15 protein-coding genes are annotated in these 16,472 nt (G+C 43.5%); 13 read left to right on the plus strand and 2 right to left on the minus strand.

Going from position 1 to position 16,472, the window contains the following annotated elements; translation table 11 throughout:
- The first annotated feature begins 64 nt into the window (after positions 1-64).
- The 9 genes from JMF81_RS01430 to JMF81_RS01470 all read left to right on the plus strand — a co-directional run bounded on the left by JMF81_RS01430 (position 65) and on the right by JMF81_RS01470 (position 9,976).
- A complete protein-coding gene (locus JMF81_RS01430) occupies positions 65-781 on the plus strand; it encodes an AzlC family ABC transporter permease (protein ID WP_201309686.1) in 717 nt (238 codons plus the stop codon).
- Complete coding sequence (locus tag JMF81_RS01435; protein WP_201309687.1) at positions 771-1,079, plus strand: AzlD domain-containing protein; 309 nt, start codon at positions 771-773, stop codon at positions 1,077-1,079. The genes JMF81_RS01430 and JMF81_RS01435 overlap by 11 nt, the downstream gene beginning before the upstream one ends.
- Positions 1,080-1,096: 17 nt before the next feature.
- Positions 1,097-2,182, plus strand: coding sequence for a 3-isopropylmalate dehydrogenase (gene leuB / locus JMF81_RS01440; RefSeq protein WP_201309688.1), 1,086 nt, complete (start codon positions 1,097-1,099; stop codon positions 2,180-2,182).
- Between the two features lie 69 nt (positions 2,183-2,251).
- Positions 2,252-3,922, plus strand: a complete 1,671-nt coding sequence (gene ilvD, locus JMF81_RS01445; protein WP_201309689.1) for a dihydroxy-acid dehydratase — start codon at positions 2,252-2,254, stop codon at positions 3,920-3,922.
- A gap of 15 nt (positions 3,923-3,937) precedes the next feature.
- Entirely contained in the window at positions 3,938-5,629 is a 1,692-nt protein-coding gene (gene ilvB / locus JMF81_RS01450; protein ID WP_201309690.1) for a biosynthetic-type acetolactate synthase large subunit, read from the plus strand.
- A gap of 36 nt (positions 5,630-5,665) precedes the next feature.
- The gene (serC, locus tag JMF81_RS01455) at positions 5,666-6,748 is read left to right on the plus strand and encodes a 3-phosphoserine/phosphohydroxythreonine transaminase (RefSeq protein WP_201309691.1); all 1,083 of its coding nucleotides are present in this window, start codon (positions 5,666-5,668) and stop codon (positions 6,746-6,748) included.
- A gap of 9 nt (positions 6,749-6,757) precedes the next feature.
- The gene (locus JMF81_RS01460; RefSeq protein ID WP_201309692.1) at positions 6,758-7,918 is read left to right on the plus strand and encodes a phosphoglycerate dehydrogenase; all 1,161 of its coding nucleotides are present in this window, start codon (positions 6,758-6,760) and stop codon (positions 7,916-7,918) included.
- An 11-nt stretch (positions 7,919-7,929) separates the two neighbouring features.
- Positions 7,930-9,015: an aspartate-semialdehyde dehydrogenase gene (gene asd / locus JMF81_RS01465; RefSeq protein WP_201309693.1), complete on the plus strand. Its 1,086-nt coding sequence runs from the start codon at positions 7,930-7,932 to the stop codon at positions 9,013-9,015.
- 94 nt (positions 9,016-9,109) lie between these two features.
- Positions 9,110-9,976: a mechanosensitive ion channel family protein gene (locus tag JMF81_RS01470; RefSeq protein WP_201309694.1), complete on the plus strand. Its 867-nt coding sequence runs from the start codon at positions 9,110-9,112 to the stop codon at positions 9,974-9,976.
- Positions 9,977-10,027: 51 nt separating this feature from the next.
- Here JMF81_RS01470 and JMF81_RS01475 read toward each other — a convergent pair whose 3' ends face one another.
- Positions 10,028-11,734, minus strand: coding sequence for a hypothetical protein (locus JMF81_RS01475; RefSeq protein WP_201309695.1), 1,707 nt, complete (start codon positions 11,732-11,734; stop codon positions 10,028-10,030).
- 11 nt (positions 11,735-11,745) lie between these two features.
- On the minus strand, positions 11,746-13,128 hold the full coding sequence (argH, locus tag JMF81_RS01480; protein ID WP_201309696.1) for an argininosuccinate lyase: 1,383 nt from the start codon (positions 13,126-13,128) through the stop codon (positions 11,746-11,748).
- A 165-nt stretch (positions 13,129-13,293) separates the two neighbouring features.
- Here argH and JMF81_RS01485 point away from each other — a divergent pair, with 165 nt between their 5' ends.
- From JMF81_RS01485 to trpS, 4 genes are all read left to right on the plus strand, one after another.
- Complete coding sequence (locus tag JMF81_RS01485) at positions 13,294-13,719, plus strand: putative ABC transporter permease (protein WP_201309697.1); 426 nt, start codon at positions 13,294-13,296, stop codon at positions 13,717-13,719.
- A 76-nt stretch (positions 13,720-13,795) separates the two neighbouring features.
- On the plus strand, positions 13,796-14,725 hold the full coding sequence (locus tag JMF81_RS01490) for an aldo/keto reductase (RefSeq protein WP_201309698.1): 930 nt from the start codon (positions 13,796-13,798) through the stop codon (positions 14,723-14,725).
- Positions 14,726-14,748: 23 nt separating this feature from the next.
- Positions 14,749-15,195: a hypothetical protein gene (locus JMF81_RS01495; RefSeq protein WP_201309699.1), complete on the plus strand. Its 447-nt coding sequence runs from the start codon at positions 14,749-14,751 to the stop codon at positions 15,193-15,195.
- 185 nt (positions 15,196-15,380) lie between these two features.
- On the plus strand, positions 15,381-16,469 hold the full coding sequence (trpS, locus tag JMF81_RS01500; protein ID WP_201309700.1) for a tryptophan--tRNA ligase: 1,089 nt from the start codon (positions 15,381-15,383) through the stop codon (positions 16,467-16,469).
- Positions 16,470-16,472: the final 3 nt, after the last annotated feature.

The following is a 16,472-nucleotide window of genomic DNA, read 5'->3' on the forward strand; positions in this document are numbered from 1 at the left end:
CTAATATATAAGTTCGATTTTTGGCAGAAAAAGTTCGAATGATTTTAAAATCTAGGAGCAGAAAATGAAAGCGCATGATGATTTTAAACAAGGATTGATTGATGGAATTCCAATCGGTCTTGCCTATGTGGCAGTATCGTTTGCATTTGGTATTTCCGGAGTCTCGAAGGGAATTCCGGTGTGGGCAGTGACATTGATTTCGGCAACGTGCCTGACTTCGGCAGGACAGTTTGCGGCCATTATATCTATGACGGCAGGAGGTTCTGTGGTAGAATTGATTCTATCGCAGATTATTATTAATTTAAGGTATTCCATCATGTCGATTGCCATCGGTCAGAAACTGGTGGAGAAAGCAAAACTCTGGAATCGTTTTACGATGGCGTTTGGGGTGACAGATGAGATTTTCGCGGTATCCTGCGGAAGACCGGGAGAGATTACTCCAAAGTATTTTTACGCATTAATGTCGATTCCTTGGATCAGCTGGACATTGGGAACGCTGCTTGGAGCAACTGCCAGCGAGATTCTTCCTGGAGTGTTAAGAAGTGCTCTGGGAATTGCAATTTATGGAATGCTGATTGGAATCATTATCCCGCCGGCCAAGACCGACAAGAGGATCGTGGCGGTTATTTTGATTTCTATGGCAGTCAGTCTGGTTTTCCATTTTGTGGATGCATTATCTTTTGTATCCAGTGGTTTTGTTATTATCATTTGTACCCTGATTGCGGCGGTCATCGGAGCTGTTTTATTTCCTGTAGAAGAGGAGGATCCGCATGAGAGTTGAAAAACTGCTGATCTATATTGCGGTGACCGCGGTTTCTACTTATTTAATACGAATGATCCCGCTGGTGGCAATCCAGAAGAAGATTGAGAATCGGTTTTTCCGTTCTTTTCTGTTTTATGTGCCGTATGCGGTACTGGCATCCATGATCATGCCGGCTGTTTTCTATGCCACAGGAGATATGAAAGCGTCCGCGGTTGGATTTGTTACGGCAATGATTTTTGCCTATTGTGAGAAAAATATTGTAACAGTTGCCTGTGCAAGCTGCATTGCGGCATTTGCGGCGCTGCTGTTACTGTAAGGAGGAAGATAGACTATATGAAGTGTAATTTAGCAGTCATTAAAGGAGATGGAATCGGACCTGAGATTGTGGAAGAAGCAATGAAGGTTCTGGATGCTGTCGGAGAAAAATACGGACATACCTTTTCCTACGAGCAGATTCTGATGGGAGGAGCATCGATTGATGTCCATGGAAAACCTTTGACAGACGAGGCGCTGGAGATCGCAAGAAACAGCGACGCGGTGCTTATGGGATCGATCGGCGGTGACACCAGCACTTCACCTTGGTATCAGCTGCCGGCTCAGTTAAGACCGGAAGCAGGACTTTTAACTCTTCGCAAATCTCTTGGACTGTTTGCGAATATCCGTCCGGCATATTTATATGAGGAGCTCAAAGAAGCATGTCCTCTGAAAGATGAGATCATCGGTGACGGATTTGATATGGTCATTATGAGAGAACTGACAGGCGGTCTTTATTTTGGGGAAAGACACACAGAAGAAGTAGATGGAGTCCGGGTTGCAACTGATACCCTTACATACAGTGAGGAAGAGATCCGAAGGATTGCAGTAAAAGCATTTGATATTGCAAGAAAACGCAAAAAACATGTGATCAGCGTTGATAAGGCCAATGTGCTGGATTCTTCCAGACTCTGGAGAAGCGTTGTGGAAGAAGTCGCAAAGGATTATGAAGATGTCACATATGAACATATGCTGGTAGATAACTGTGCAATGCAGCTTGTCAATGATCCGGGACAGTTTGATGTGATTCTCACAGAGAACATGTTCGGGGATATTCTTTCAGATGAGGCAAGTATGATTACAGGATCCATTGGAATGCTGTCTTCCGCAAGTCTTGCAGAAGGAAAATTCGGATTATATGAGCCAAGTCATGGTTCCGCTCCGGATATTGCGGGACAGGACATTGCGAACCCGATTGCGACTATTTTATCTGCGGCCATGATGCTGCGCTATTCCTTTGATCTGGATGAGGAAGCAGCGGCAGTCGAGAAAGCGGTCAAAGATGTTCTCGCAGATGGATACCGCACAGTGGATATCATGTCTGAAGGCATGAAACAGGTAGGATGCCGGGAAATGGGCAGTCTTATCATAGAAAAAATAAAATAATAAATACAGGAAACAGTCAGGCCCGGAGGGTGTTTCCTTTCCGGGCTTCTGATAGAAGTGGAGGTTATTATGGGCAATACTTATACAGAAGGAGAAGAATTTGCTCCTCAGAGGTCTTTATTTAACGCATTGGGATTTACGAAAGAAGAGATGCAGAAACCTTTAGTAGGAATCGTAAGTTCCTATAACGAAATCGTTCCTGGTCATATGAACATTGACAAGATCGTGGAAGCGGTTAAAATGGGAGTAGCGATGGCAGGAGGAACTCCGGTTGTATTTCCGGCAATCGCTGTATGTGACGGAATTGCCATGGGCCATATTGGAATGAAATATTCCCTTGTAACCCGTGATCTGATCGCGGATTCCACAGAATGTATGGCGCTGGCCCATCAGTTTGATGCACTGGTTATGGTACCAAACTGTGACAAGAATGTACCTGGCCTGCTGATGGCGGCAGCAAGAATCAATGTACCTACAGTGTTCGTCAGTGGCGGACCAATGCTCGCAGGACGCGTAAAGGGACAGAAAACCAGCTTATCCAGCATGTTTGAGGCGGTTGGTTCTTATGCTGCAGGAAAAATTTCCAAAGAGGAACTGGATGAGTTTGAAAATAAAACATGTCCAACCTGCGGATCATGTTCCGGTATGTATACAGCAAATTCCATGAACTGTCTGACAGAAGTGCTTGGAATGGGGCTTCGCGGAAACGGAACGATTCCGGCGGTTTATTCTGAAAGACTCCGCCTTGCGAAACATGCGGGAATGCAGGTTATGGAACTGTTAAAGAAAAATATCCGCCCAAGAGATATCATGACAGAAGGAGCTTTTGAAAATGCTCTGACCGTTGATATGGCTCTTGGATGCAGCACAAACAGTATGCTTCATCTTCCGGCAATCGCTCATGAAGCAGGTATTGAGCTTGATCTGGATAAGGCAAATGCAATCAGTGCAAAGACGCCGAATCTGTGCCATCTTGCGCCGGCAGGACATACTTATATTGAAGAATTAAATGAAGCGGGCGGCGTATATGCAGTTATGAACGAGCTGAATAAGAAAAACCTTCTTCATACTGATTTAATGACAGTGACAGGAAAGACAGTTGGAGAAAACATTGCCGGATGTGTCAATAAGAATCCGGAGGTAATCCGTCCAATCGACAATCCATACAGTGAGACCGGAGGAATCGCAGTATTAAAAGGAAATCTTGCACCGGATTCCGGCGTTGTAAAACGTTCTGCGGTAGCGCCTGAGATGCTGAAGATGGAAGGACCGGCAAGAGTCTTTGACTGTGAGGAAGATGCGATCAAGGCAATCAAAGGCGGAAAGATCCAGCCGGGAGATGTTGTGGTAATCCGTTATGAAGGACCGAAAGGCGGTCCGGGAATGCGTGAGATGTTAAATCCGACATCAGCTATCATGGGTATGGGATTAGGTTCCAGCGTTGCTCTGATCACAGACGGACGTTTCTCAGGAGCCTCCAGAGGAGCCTGTGTTGGTCATGTATCACCGGAAGCGGCAGTCGGAGGACCAATTGCGCTGGTTGAAGAAGGTGATATTATTGCCATTGATATCAATGCAAATACGCTGAATCTGAAAGTTTCCGATGAGGAACTGGAAGAACGCAGAAAGAACTGGAAGCCAAGAGAGCCAAAAGTTACAACTGGCTATCTGGCAAAATATGCTTCTCTGGTAACATCAGGAAACAGAGGCGCAATTTTAGAAATCAATCAGGATAAATAGAAAGAAGGTCAGCGAATGAAACAATTGACGGGAGCGCAGATTGTTTTAGAATGTTTGAAAGAGCAGGGCGTAGATACAATATTCGGGTATCCGGGCGGCGCGATTTTGAACATATATGATGAATTGTATAAACAAAAAGATGAATTTACGCATATCCTCACATCCCATGAGCAGGGGGCTTCCCATGCAGCGGATGGATATGCCCGGTCAACCGGAAAGGTCGGGGTGTGTTTTGCCACATCCGGACCTGGAGCCACCAATACGGTGACGGGAATTGCTACGGCATATATGGATTCTGTCCCGATTGTTGTTATTACATGCAATGTAGGAGTCGGTCTTCTTGGAAAAGACAGTTTCCAGGAGGTTGATATTTCCGGTATCACACTTCCGATTACGAAGCATAATTTTATTGTGAAGGACGTTGACAAACTGGCAGATACGATCCGAAGAGCATTTCGTATCGCAAAGTCAGGACGGCCGGGACCGGTTCTGATCGATATTCCGAAAGATGTGACGGCGGCGAAGGCATCCTATACTTATCAGGAACCTGAAAAAATCATTCGTTCCAGCGAGCATATCAGGGAAATGGATATTTATACAGCCATCAGCCTGATCGAAGAATCCAAACGTCCGTTTATCTTAGTCGGCGGCGGAGCGGTAATATCGGATGCGGCAGACGAAGTCCGGGAGTTTGCGGAAAAGGTTCACTGTCCGGTCTGTGATACTTTAATGGGAAAAGGTGCTTTTGATGGCACCAATGCCTTGTATACGGGTATGATCGGAATGCACGGAACAAAGGCATCCAACAAAGGAGTTTCCGAATGTGATCTTCTGATCGCCATCGGAACAAGATTCAGTGACCGGGTATTTGGAAATGCGGCTACCTTTGCGAAAAACGCCGCAATCCTGCAGATTGATATCGATCCGGTGGAAATTAATAAAAATGTTATGGCATATGCTCATATCATCGGAGATGTCAAGGCAGTTTTAACGGTTATGAACCGCCGCCTGTCCCAGCAGAATCATAACGCATGGGTTAAAAAGATCATGGAATATAAGGTCAAATATCCATTGACATATGATAAAGGACGTCTTACCTGTCCGGAGATCATTGAAAAGATTTATGAAAGGACCAAAGGAGACGCCATTATCACGACAGAAGTGGGACAGCATCAGATGTGGGCAGCTCAGTTTTTCAAGTATGACGCACCGAGAAAACTTCTGACTTCCGGAGGACTTGGAACCATGGGGTACGGTCTTGGGGCCAGCATGGGAGCAAAACTTGGAAATCCGGATAAAGTGGTCATAAACATTGCAGGAGACGGGTGTTTCCGAATGAATCTTAATGAGCTTGCAACCGCTTCCAGGTATAATATTCCGATCATCGAAGTAATTATAAATAACAGCGTTCTGGGAATGGTACGCCAGTGGCAGGATTTATTTTACGATGAGAGATATTCTTATACTACGTTTAATGACCCGGTGGATTTCGTAAAGGTTGCGGAAGGTTTTGGAGTCATTGCCAAAAAAGTAACAACGATCGAAGAATTCGAGTTTGCTTTTGAGGAAGCGCTGGATGCAGGAAGACCGGTTGTACTGGACTGTCATATTGATCTGGATGACAAAGTATGGCCGATGGTAAATCCGGGAGGTTCCATTTCGGAAGCTTTTGACCAGAATGATTTAAATCAAAAAGAAGCACAATAGAGAAACAGCATTAAGAAAATGAAAAAGGAGAAAGAAATGGCTAGAGTATATAATTTTTCAGCAGGACCAGCAGTTTTGCCGGAAGAAGTATTAAAAGAAGCAGCAGATGAAATGTTGGATTACAGAGGATGCGGAATGTCTGTTATGGAAATGAGCCACAGATCTCAGATGTTTGCGGATATCATTGAAACAGCAGAAGCAGACCTGAGAGAACTCATGAACATTCCGGACAATTATAAAGTGCTTTTCCTCCAGGGAGGAGCGTCTCAGCAGTTCTCCGCAATTCCGATGAACCTGATGAAAAATAAAGTAGCGGACTATATCATCACAGGACAGTGGGCAAAGAAAGCATGTCAGGAAGCACAGAGATATGGAAAAGTAAATATCATCGCTTCTTCTGAAGATAAGACATATACATATATTCCGGACTGCAGCGATCTTCCGATTTCCGAAGATGCAGATTATGTTTATGTGTGCTGGAACAACACTATTTATGGTACAAAATATAATAAAGTGCCGAACACCAAAGGAAAAATCCTGGTTGCTGATATGTCTTCCAGTATTCTGTCTGAGCCGGTTAATGTAGAGGATTTTGGCGTAATCTATTTCGGAGTCCAGAAAAATGTAGGACCTGCAGGTGTGGTAATCTGCATCATCCGTGAAGATCTGATTACAGATGATGTTCTTCCGGGAACACCAACTATGTTAAAATGGAAAACACAGGCAGATGCCAATTCTCTTTATAACACACCTCCATGTTATGGAATCTATATTTGCGGAAAAGTATTCCAGTGGCTCAAAAAGCAGGGCGGACTGGAAGCAATGAAGCAGCGGAACGAAGAAAAAGCAAAGCTTTTATATGATTTCCTGGATCAGAGCGAATTGTTCAAAGGAACAGTTGAAAAGAAAGACCGTTCTCTGATGAACGTTCCATTTGTAACAGGAGATAAGGATCTGGATGCAAAATTCGTTGCGGAAGCAAAAGCAGAAGGACTTGAAAACCTGAAAGGACACCGTACAGTAGGAGGAATGCGTGCAAGCATTTATAATGCGATGCCAAAAGCAGGTGTTGAAAAATTAGTTGCATTTATGAAAAAATTTGAAGAAGAGAATAAGTAAGGAGACGTCATGTATACAGTAAAATGTTTAAATCCCATTTCTAAGCAGGGTCTGGATTTATTTACAAGTGAATTTGAAGTAATCGATGATCTGAATGCGGCAGATGCCGTTCTCGTGCGAAGCGCAAAAATGCACGGTCTGGAAATTCCGAAAAGCCTGCTGGCAGTAGCCAGAGCAGGTGCCGGAGTGAACAATATTCCTCTGGATGAATATGCAGAAAAAGGAATCACAGTGTTCAATACTCCTGGAGCCAATGCAAACGGCGTAAAAGAGCTGGTAGTTGCCGGACTGCTTCTTGCATCCAGAGATATCATCGGAGGATATAACTGGGTAAAAGAAAACGCCAAGATGGAAGATCTTCCAAAAGCCATTGAGAGCCAGAAAAAAGCATATGCAGGAAATGAATTGAAAGGAAAATCCATCGGTGTTATCGGTCTTGGCGCCATTGGTGTTCTCGTTGCCAATATCTGTAACCGTCTGGGAATGAAAGTTTATGGATATGATCCATATGTTTCTGTACGTTCCGCATGGAGCCTGTCAAGAATGGTAAATCACAGCAGTTCTCTGGATGAGATTTTTACAAAATGCGATTATATTACCCTTCATGTACCATGTACTGATTCTACAAAGGGAATGATCGGGAAAGAAGCAATCTTTAAGATGAAAGACGGTGTTAACATTTTAAACTTCGCCAGAGGAGAACTGGTTGATGATCAGGCAATCCTGGCTGGTCTTGCGACACAGAAAGTAAAACATTATGTAACAGACTTCCCGAACAATGAAGTTGCCGGAGCAGAAAGTGTCATCACGATCCCTCATCTTGGAGCATCCACAGAAGAGTCCGAAGACAACTGTGCAGAGATGGCAGTAGAGCAGCTGATGAATTATCTGGAAAATGGAAACATCGTAAATTCCGTAAATTATCCAAACTGCAATCTTGGAGATCTGGAAGCTGAGGCAAGAATTACCGTACATCATAAAAATCTTCCGAATATGATCGGACAGCTTACCGCAATCCTGGCAGGAGAAGATTATAATATTGTAAATATGCTGAACAAGTCAAAAGGAGACTGGGCATATTCTATGCTGGATGTGGAAAAGAAACCATCAAAAGAAATCATTCAGAAGATGAAAGAAATTGACGGAGTCGTTCGCGTCAGAGTTTTATAGGAGAAAGAAAGATGAGTAAAAAATTACAAGTAGGTATTTTAGGAGCCACAGGAATGGTAGGACAGAGATTCATTTCTCTGCTGGAAAATCATCCATGGTTTGAAGTAAAGACAGTAGCGGCAAGTCCCCGCTCTGCCGGAAAAACATATGAAGAAGCCGTTGGCGGACGCTGGAAAATGGAGACACCGATGCCGGAAGCGGTTAAAAATATGATTGTAAAAAATGTTAACGAGGTAGAAGCAGTTGCGTCAGAAGTCGATTTTGTATTCAGCGCGGTAGATATGTCAAAGGACGAGATTAAAAAAATCGAAGAAGAGTACGCAAAAACAGAAACACCGGTTGTGTCAAATAACAGCGCTCACCGCTGGACGCCGGATGTTCCAATGGTTGTGCCGGAGATTAATCCGGAGCATTTTGAAGTGATCGCAAGCCAGAAAAAACGTCTTGGAACGACACGTGGATTTGTTGCGGTAAAACCAAACTGTTCGATTCAGAGTTATGCGCCTGTTTTAACTGCATGGAAAGAATTTGAGCCGTATGAAGTGGTAGCAACCACGTATCAGGCAATTTCCGGAGCAGGAAAAACATTCAAAGACTGGCCGGAAATGAACGGAAATATCATTCCTTATATCGGGGGTGAAGAAGAAAAGAGTGAACAGGAACCACTGCGTCTCTGGGGACATATTGAAAACGGAGAAATTGTCAAGGCAGATTCTCCTGTGATTACAACACAGTGTATCCGTGTGCCGGTATTAAATGGTCATACAGCAGCTGTTTTCGTAAAATTCAGAAAGAAACCAACAAAAGAACAGCTGATTGAAAAACTGACTTCCTTCAGCGGGCTTCCGCAGGAACTGGGTCTTCCAAGCGCTCCAAAACAGATGATCCAGTATCTGGAAGAAGATGATCGTCCGCAGGTTTCTCTGGATGTAGATTATGAAAATGGAATGGGAATTTCTGTTGGCCGTCTCCGTGAAGACACAGTATATGATTACAAATTTGTAGGCCTTTCTCACAATACTCTTCGTGGAGCTGCCGGAGGAGCAGTTCTTTGTGCAGAGACATTGAAGGCGAAAGGATATATTACAAAGAAATAAGCAGATTGATGCGTACAGCAAGTATGGACCGTCACAGAAGAAACACGCAGGTGCTGCGTGTTTCTTTTTCTAAAAAACATAAGAGGAGCATAGAATGTTAGGAAAGACAAATGTGGATTGGAATACAGTATTGAACAATTATCTTGACGCGATTCTGGAAATGGCAGGAAATATTGTGATAGCAGTGCTGATCATTGTAATTGGCTTTAAACTGATCAAAATGCTGGTTAATATTTTAAAAGCCGCTTTGGAAAAAGGGGAAATTGATTATGGAGTCATTTCCTTCTCCTGTTCTTTTGTAAAAATCGCGCTGCGGGTTCTGGTCATCCTGGCAGCAGTTGATCATGTTGGCGTCAAGACAAGTTCCTTTATCGCATTGTTAGGATCTGCAGGTGTTGCTGTAGGTCTTGCGCTGCAGGGAAGCCTTTCTAATATTGCGGGAGGAGTTCTGCTTCTGATCCTAAAGCCTTTTCAGGTAGGTGACTATATTGTACTGGATGGAACAGGCTGTGAGGGAGAAGTTGCTGCGATGGACATTTATTATACGAAATTGAAAACCGTCGACAACCGGGTGATCGTAATCCCAAATGGTACACTGACCAACAGTAATCTGATCAATAACACAAAGCAGGATAAGCGTCTGATCGATATCACCGTAGGAATTTCCTACGATGCGGACATCGAGAAGGTAAAAGCGATTCTGCAGGAAATTACAGCAAAAGAAAAAAGTATCCTGGATCAGGAAGGTGTCAAGATTTTTGTCAGCAGTCTGGCAGACAGCGCGGTTATGATGGGAATCCGGTGCTGGGTTTCTACAGAAGAGTATGTGGGAGCCAAGTGGAGACTGAACGAGGATATTAAGTTGTCGTTTGACCGGGAGGGAATTGAAATTCCTTATCAGAAACTGGATGTGTGCATTAAATCAGACGAGACAGAACAAAACCCTGAAATAAAAGGATAACAAAACAAAGACAGCCGCGGCTTTTAAACCGCGGCTTCATTTATTATAGATTTATTCTTTTTTATGATCCGAAATTTTTTCTTCGATCCAGTCCTTGATCTTTATGGCTTTCGACGCGATCCACTGCCTTCGGATCAAGATAAAAAGGGCGATGCCGAAACAAAGGATCAGAGGAATCGCGATCTGTGCAATGGAAAACCAGTGGCTGGCGGCTGTGCTTCCTTCATAGGTCAGTTCCATCTTGTCTCCGGAAACGGAAAACTGACAGAAATCCTGGACTGTTTCATCTGATCTGAGCAGTCTGGACACTTCACGATTAGAAAGAGCCTGGGTTTTCCGGCTGGTCACTTTCTTTTCCGGTCCAAAATCTATAGAAGCGGACTCGGAAGCATTGACGGACGCAAAAGTATAAGAACCTTTTACCTTTTTGCTGCCGGAGGTAAATGCGAAGGAATCTTTTAAAGATGTTATGGTTCCGCGAAACAGAGAGTGTCTGGTATCAGCAGTTAAAGAAGACTTTGGAAAAAGATCCGCAAGGTCTTTGCTGCAGTCTTTCACGGAGCCGCGCTGTTCAAATGATAAGACCATGGATGAATCATCGCCGGACAGCTGAACATTGGAAATCGTATCACCGAAAAACGCTTCTTTCATCTGAGAAAGCTGCTGGCTGCTACACCCGGAATCAAAAGTAAAGGAAAACTTCCGACGAATATCAGAAGCGGTATTCCACACAGTAATGATGTCATAACTGGAAACGGGCTGCGTATATTCTCCTGAAAACTTCAGAGATTTGCTTTTTACCTTATCGTCCAGGACTTTTTTTCCGTCAAAAGTATAGGTGACCGGAACGGTTCCATTTTCCTGTATAAAGTTAGAAAAATCCAGAGATTCCCTGTAATCCATCTGGAAGCCAAACGGGTTCTCTTTGGAAGAAGAGACGGCGCAGGTTCCATAAGAAGAATCGGAATGCAGGATTTCCCGGGTTTTGGCTGACAGGTCTGTCAGACTGCCGGCAGAGAAGGAAAAATTTAAAATCCGTCCGTTTTTCCAGGCGGACCATGAAGGATTAAAAGACTGAAAATATGCCTGGATTTTTCCTGTGTTCTGATCAAGAACTTTCTGAGGAATATAAAAAGATATCCTGCGTTCCAGACTGCCGTCATCCTGGGTTTTGGTATCAATATGGATGGAAGACAGCTGGGTGTATTTCATTTCATCAATGGAAATTTTATTGTCTGTCGTATAGGTTTTTCCCTTAACGGAAATCGTTGTTTCCTTCAGGTTCATAAAATCTTCCGCAGAATCCTTATCTACATAATTTTTCTCATACAAGGCAGTGTAAAGCCAGGTCATAAGGTCGGTAGAAGAAAAATTTTCTTTATAGATCAGACCGGATACAAAAGGGGAATCCCCGTACTGCCAGGTGACTTTCGGAGCAAAATTCAGAATTTTTTCTACTTTTTCCTGATAGTCATCCAGAGAAGAGAAGGTCAGAGAAAAAGTGTAGATCAGGCTGTCATCTTTCGATGATTTTTTGCAGGTAAGCTGAGAAGGACAGACCTCCTGAATTGTCTGATCCAGATCTTTCTGGGTCCCATTAAAATAACGCTGAAAGTCACGAGAAGAAAAGGTACAGGACATAGTCCTTGTACCTGAGAAATTCTCGTCAAGATTCACTTTGCTGGTAAGTTCCACGCCGCATCCGGACAACAGAAAGAGCATCAGGAACATACATGCTGCAAGAATTTTTTTCTTCATCGTAAAACCTCTTATTTTAAATCAGCCAGATATGCTTCGTTCAGAGCAATGACTTTTTCCATGGCATCATGGCCTGGAGCGCCGATGGTGTTTCGCTTTTCAACGCATGTTTTCATGCTGATGGCATCATAGATATCATCTTCAAACACCGGGCTGACTGCCTGATATTCTTCCAGAGGGAGTTCATCCAGAGAAATATCTTTTTCAATGCAGAGAAGGACAAGGCGTCCAACAATGCCATGGGCATCACGGAATGGAACTCCGTGGTTAACCAGGTAATCGGCTGCGTCGGTTGCGTTGGTAAATCCGTTCTTTGCGCTGGCTTCCATTCTGTCATAATTAAAAGTGATGGTCTTCATCATGCCGTTAAACAGGGAAATACAGCCTTTTACAGTGTCGATGGCGTCAAAAGTAAGCTCTTTGTCTTCCTGCATATCTTTATTGTACGCAAGAGGAATCCCTTTCATTGTAGTCAGAAGGGACATCAGGGCGCCATACACTCTGCCTGTTTTGCCGCGGACAAGTTCTGCGATATCCGGGTTTTTCTTCTGCGGCATAATGCTGCTTCCGGTGCTGAATCCGTCATCAATGGAAACAAACTGGTATTCGTTGGAATTCCAGAGAATGATTTCTTCGCAGAAGCGGCTTAAGTGCATCATGATCGTGGATAGCGCGCAAAGCAGTTCAATCAGGTAATCACGGTCAGATACAGAATCCATACTGTTTAAAGTCGGACCATAAAAGCCAAGAAGTTCTGCAGTCTGCTCCCGGTCCAGCGGATACGTCGTTCCGGCAAGGGCGCCGGATCCCAGCGGACAGTAATTCATTCTTTCATAAATATCACATAAACGGCTGTAATCCCGTTTAAACATTTCCATGTAAGCGCCTGTGTGATGAGCAAGCGTTACCGGCTGTGCTTTCTGAAGATGTGTAAAACCAGGCATAAAAGCGTCAATGTTGTCTTTCATGATCTGATGAAGTGTTTCCATCAGTTCTTTTACCAGACCTTTGATCTCGATAATCTCATCCCGCGTATATAATTTCATATCCAGAGCTACCTGGTCATTGCGGCTGCGTCCGGTATGAAGTTTTTTGCCGGCGTCTCCGATCCGGTCGATCAGATTTGCTTCGACAAAACTGTGGATATCTTCATATTCACTGGTAATCTCAATTCTTCCATGTTCCAGATCATCAAGAATGCCATTAAGCCCTTCAATGATCTGATCCCGTTCTTCCTCCGTCAGGACACCTGTGCTGGCAAGCATCGTAACGTGAGCAATGCTTCCCTGAATGTCCTGTTTATAAAATTTCTGGTCAAAAGAAATGGAAGCGTTAAAATTGTATACTAACTGGTCAGTTTCTTTTGTGAAACGACCGCCCCATAATTGTGCCATAAATGAAATCCTCTTTTCTGTTAATTTTGTTCCTTTCGGTTTATCTGTATGCTTTCTACATTTTACACGATATGGGAGAAATTTGCCATATAAATTTGATTTTCTTAAGAATATATGGATATGAAAAGACGCACAATAATGGAAGAAAAAAGCATAGGTGGGATTATGGAAAAAAGATTACAGGTAGAAAAATATATGATATTGTTTGCGATAGGCGGGATGGCCTACTTTTTTTTGGAAGTGCTGGTCCGGGGATATTCACATTATACGATGTTTCTGTGCGGAGGAGCGTGTTTTATATGCTGCGGTCTGTTAAATGAAAATAAAAAGATCAGAATCAGTTTTTTAAGTCAGATGGTGCTGTCTTCCGTGATCATTACAGTGCTGGAGCTGATCACGGGACTGATCGTGAATGTGTGGCTTAGGATGGATATCTGGGACTACTCCAATCTTCCCTACAATTTCAAAGGACAGATCTGTCTGCTTTATTCTTTTTTTTGGTTCCTGGTTTCCAGCGTTGCTATTGTAATGGATGATTTTTTAAGATACAAACTGTTTGATGAAGAAAAGCCCCATTACAAATTTTTGTAATTATCTTTCCAATGACTATCGACAGGATTCAGATTGTCTGATAAGGTAAAAGAAAAACGGACAGGAGGAAACAATTATGAAATATGTTGCAGCCGGAGGAGCGGATCTGGAAGCTCCGGCAGTTATCCAGGGATGCATGAGAATTGATGCGCTGACCCAGAGTGAACTGGATGCGCTGATCAAGAATGATCTGGAAGCAGGGGTAAACTTTTTTGATCATGCGGATATTTACGGAGGAGGGGTCTGTGAAGAAAAATTCGGCCAGATCCTGAAGCAGCAGCCGTCTCTGAGAGATCAGATCTTTCTTCAGTCAAAATGCGGAATTGTAACAGGAGAAAAAAACAACTATTTTGATTTCTCAAAAAAACATATCATTGAGTCTGTAGAAGCAAGTTTAAAGCGTCTGGAGACAGATTATCTGGATTATCTTTTGCTGCACCGGCCGGATGCGCTGATGGAACCGGAAGAAGTGGCATCAGCATTTGATCAGCTGGAGAGACAGGGAAAGGTTCTGAGATTTGGCGTCAGCAACCAGAATCCCATGCAGATTGAATTGTTAAAGACATGTGTAAAACAGCCTCTGAAGATCAACCAGATGCAGCTGAGTGTCGCCCATACCTGCATGATTGATGAAGGAATCCAGGTCAATACGATGTTTGACGGGGGAGCCTGCAGGGATGGAAGTCTTTTAAATTATGCCAGATTACATAAGATTACGATCCAGTGCTGGTCGCCGTTCCAGCATGGCGCGATTGAAGGCACATTTATGGGAAATCCTGATTATCCCAAGATCAACAAAGCTCTGCAGACGATTGGAGAAAAATATGGAATCACAGACAGTGCGGCAGCAGTCGCATGGCTTTTAAGGCACCCGGCCGATATGCAGGTGATCATCGGATCCTGCAATTTAAAGAGAATGCGGGAGATTGTCAAAGCCTGTGATGTGGAACTGAGCAGAGAAGACTGGTACTGGGTTTACAAAATGGCAGGAAATGTGATACCATAAACAGATGAAAAGGGGCTGCAGATATGAAGATAAGCAGGAATTTAAAAAGACTCCTGATTGCCCTCGTTATCATCGGAATATGTCTGGTGCTGTTTTATCCGTTTACTTTTGAAAAGTATATAAGAAATAAGCAGGAAGTGCAGATTATTGTTACGGATTCTATTTTCCAGACGGATACAGTGAAAGACAGCGGCCAGGCAACGACTTTTAAGGCTGGATCAGAAGGATTCCAGAAAATTCGTGAGATACTGGCAGATTATCAGTATCACTATACGATCAAGACTTTTATCAATAATCCGCAGATCAGCGGAGATCCGGATGAATTTATGATGCTGATGCTGGGAGAAGACAGTCTGATTCTGACCAACGGCGGTGAAATCCTGATCAACGGCAGGGTATATCGGATTGGCTATGCTGGTGGAGAAAAGGCGCAGGATATGATAGACGAGATCAAGGCAGTCATGGAATAAGAGGATGCTGTCATCGGAAACGGCAGAATAGAAAGGATGAAATTCCGGGAAAGAAGGATTCATCCTTTTTATGTTTTGTGATAGTTTTTATGGTATAATATCTGCGGATAGAGAACAGAACAGATCTGTTGGAAAAGAAAGACTGAGAACCTATCTGGGTTCCATAAAATACAGGAGGAAAGAACATGGGAAAAGTAATATTAACAGGTGACCGGCCGACAGGACGCCTTCACGTAGGGCATTATGTAGGCTCTCTGCGAAGGAGGGTAGAACTTCAGAATTCAGGAGAATACAGTGATATTTATATTATGATCGCGGATGCTCAGGCTTTGACAGATAATGCGGAACATCCGGAAAAAGTCCGTCAGAACATTGTTGAAGTAGCACTGGATTATCTGTCTGTAGGAATGGATCCGGAGGTGACAACGATTTTCATTCAGTCCATGATCCCGGAACTGTTCGAGATGACAGCCTATTATATGAATCTGGTAACAGTTTCCAGACTTCAGAGAAATCCGACGGTAAAAAATGAAATTCAGATGCGTAATTTCGAGGCGAGCATACCGGTAGGATTTTTCACCTATCCGATCAGTCAGGCAGCGGATATCACGGCGTTCCGGGCCAATACTGTACCGGTAGGAGAAGATCAGATGCCAATGATCGAACAGACCAGGGAAATCGTTCACAAATTTAACAGTGTCTATGGTGAGGATGTCCTGGTTATGCCGGAGATCCTTCTTCCGGAAAATGACGCCTGCAGACGTCTGCCGGGAATTGATGGAAAAGCGAAGATGAGCAAATCTTTAAATAACTGTATTTATCTGGCAGACACGGAAAAAGAAGTGCAGCAGAAAGTTATGTCCATGTTTACAGATCCGAATCATATTAAGATTACAGATCCGGGACAGGTAGAAGGCAATACTGTATTTACATATCTGGATGCCTTCTGTAAAGATGAGTATTTTGAGGAATATCTGCCGGATTATGCGAGTCTGGAAGAATTGAAAGATCACTACCGCAGAGGAGGACTTGGAGATGTGAAGATCAAGAAATTCTTAAATAAAGTCCTTCAGGAAGAATTAGGTCCGATTCGTGAGAGAAGAGCATACTGGGAAAGCAGAATTCCGGAAGTGTATGAAATCTTAAAGAGTGGAAGCGAGAAAGCACAGAAGGTTGCGGCTGAGACATTAAAGAGCATGCGCACAGCTATGAAGATCAATTATTTTGATGACAGTGCGCTGATTGAAGAACAGATCCAGAAATATCAGGGATAGGAT

This window comes from Anaerostipes butyraticus, assembly GCF_016586355.1.
Classification (GTDB): domain Bacteria; phylum Bacillota; class Clostridia; order Lachnospirales; family Lachnospiraceae; genus Anaerostipes; species Anaerostipes butyraticus.

Excerpts from the sequence above, each read along its gene's own strand:
- JMF81_RS01495 (WP_201309699.1), top strand. The coding sequence starts at position 14,749 with ATGAAGATAAGCAGGAATTTAAAAAGACTCCTGATTGCCCTCGTTATC.
- JMF81_RS01435 (WP_201309687.1), top strand. The coding sequence starts at position 771 with ATGAGAGTTGAAAAACTGCTGATCTATATTGCGGTGACCGCGGTTTCT.
- JMF81_RS01430 (WP_201309686.1), top strand. The coding sequence starts at position 65 with ATGAAAGCGCATGATGATTTTAAACAAGGATTGATTGATGGAATTCCA.
- JMF81_RS01490 (WP_201309698.1), top strand. The coding sequence starts at position 13,796 with ATGAAATATGTTGCAGCCGGAGGAGCGGATCTGGAAGCTCCGGCAGTT.
- JMF81_RS01470 (WP_201309694.1), top strand. The coding sequence starts at position 9,110 with ATGTTAGGAAAGACAAATGTGGATTGGAATACAGTATTGAACAATTAT.
- JMF81_RS01460 (WP_201309692.1), top strand. The coding sequence starts at position 6,758 with ATGTATACAGTAAAATGTTTAAATCCCATTTCTAAGCAGGGTCTGGAT.
- ilvD (WP_201309689.1), top strand. The coding sequence starts at position 2,252 with ATGGGCAATACTTATACAGAAGGAGAAGAATTTGCTCCTCAGAGGTCT.
- leuB (WP_201309688.1), top strand. The coding sequence starts at position 1,097 with ATGAAGTGTAATTTAGCAGTCATTAAAGGAGATGGAATCGGACCTGAG.
- ilvB (WP_201309690.1), top strand. The coding sequence starts at position 3,938 with ATGAAACAATTGACGGGAGCGCAGATTGTTTTAGAATGTTTGAAAGAG.
- argH (WP_201309696.1), bottom strand. The coding sequence starts at position 13,128 with ATGGCACAATTATGGGGCGGTCGTTTCACAAAAGAAACTGACCAGTTA.
- serC (WP_201309691.1), top strand. The coding sequence starts at position 5,666 with ATGGCTAGAGTATATAATTTTTCAGCAGGACCAGCAGTTTTGCCGGAA.
- asd (WP_201309693.1), top strand. The coding sequence starts at position 7,930 with ATGAGTAAAAAATTACAAGTAGGTATTTTAGGAGCCACAGGAATGGTA.
- JMF81_RS01485 (WP_201309697.1), top strand. The coding sequence starts at position 13,294 with ATGGAAAAAAGATTACAGGTAGAAAAATATATGATATTGTTTGCGATA.
- trpS (WP_201309700.1), top strand. The coding sequence starts at position 15,381 with ATGGGAAAAGTAATATTAACAGGTGACCGGCCGACAGGACGCCTTCAC.
- JMF81_RS01475 (WP_201309695.1), bottom strand. The coding sequence starts at position 11,734 with ATGAAGAAAAAAATTCTTGCAGCATGTATGTTCCTGATGCTCTTTCTG.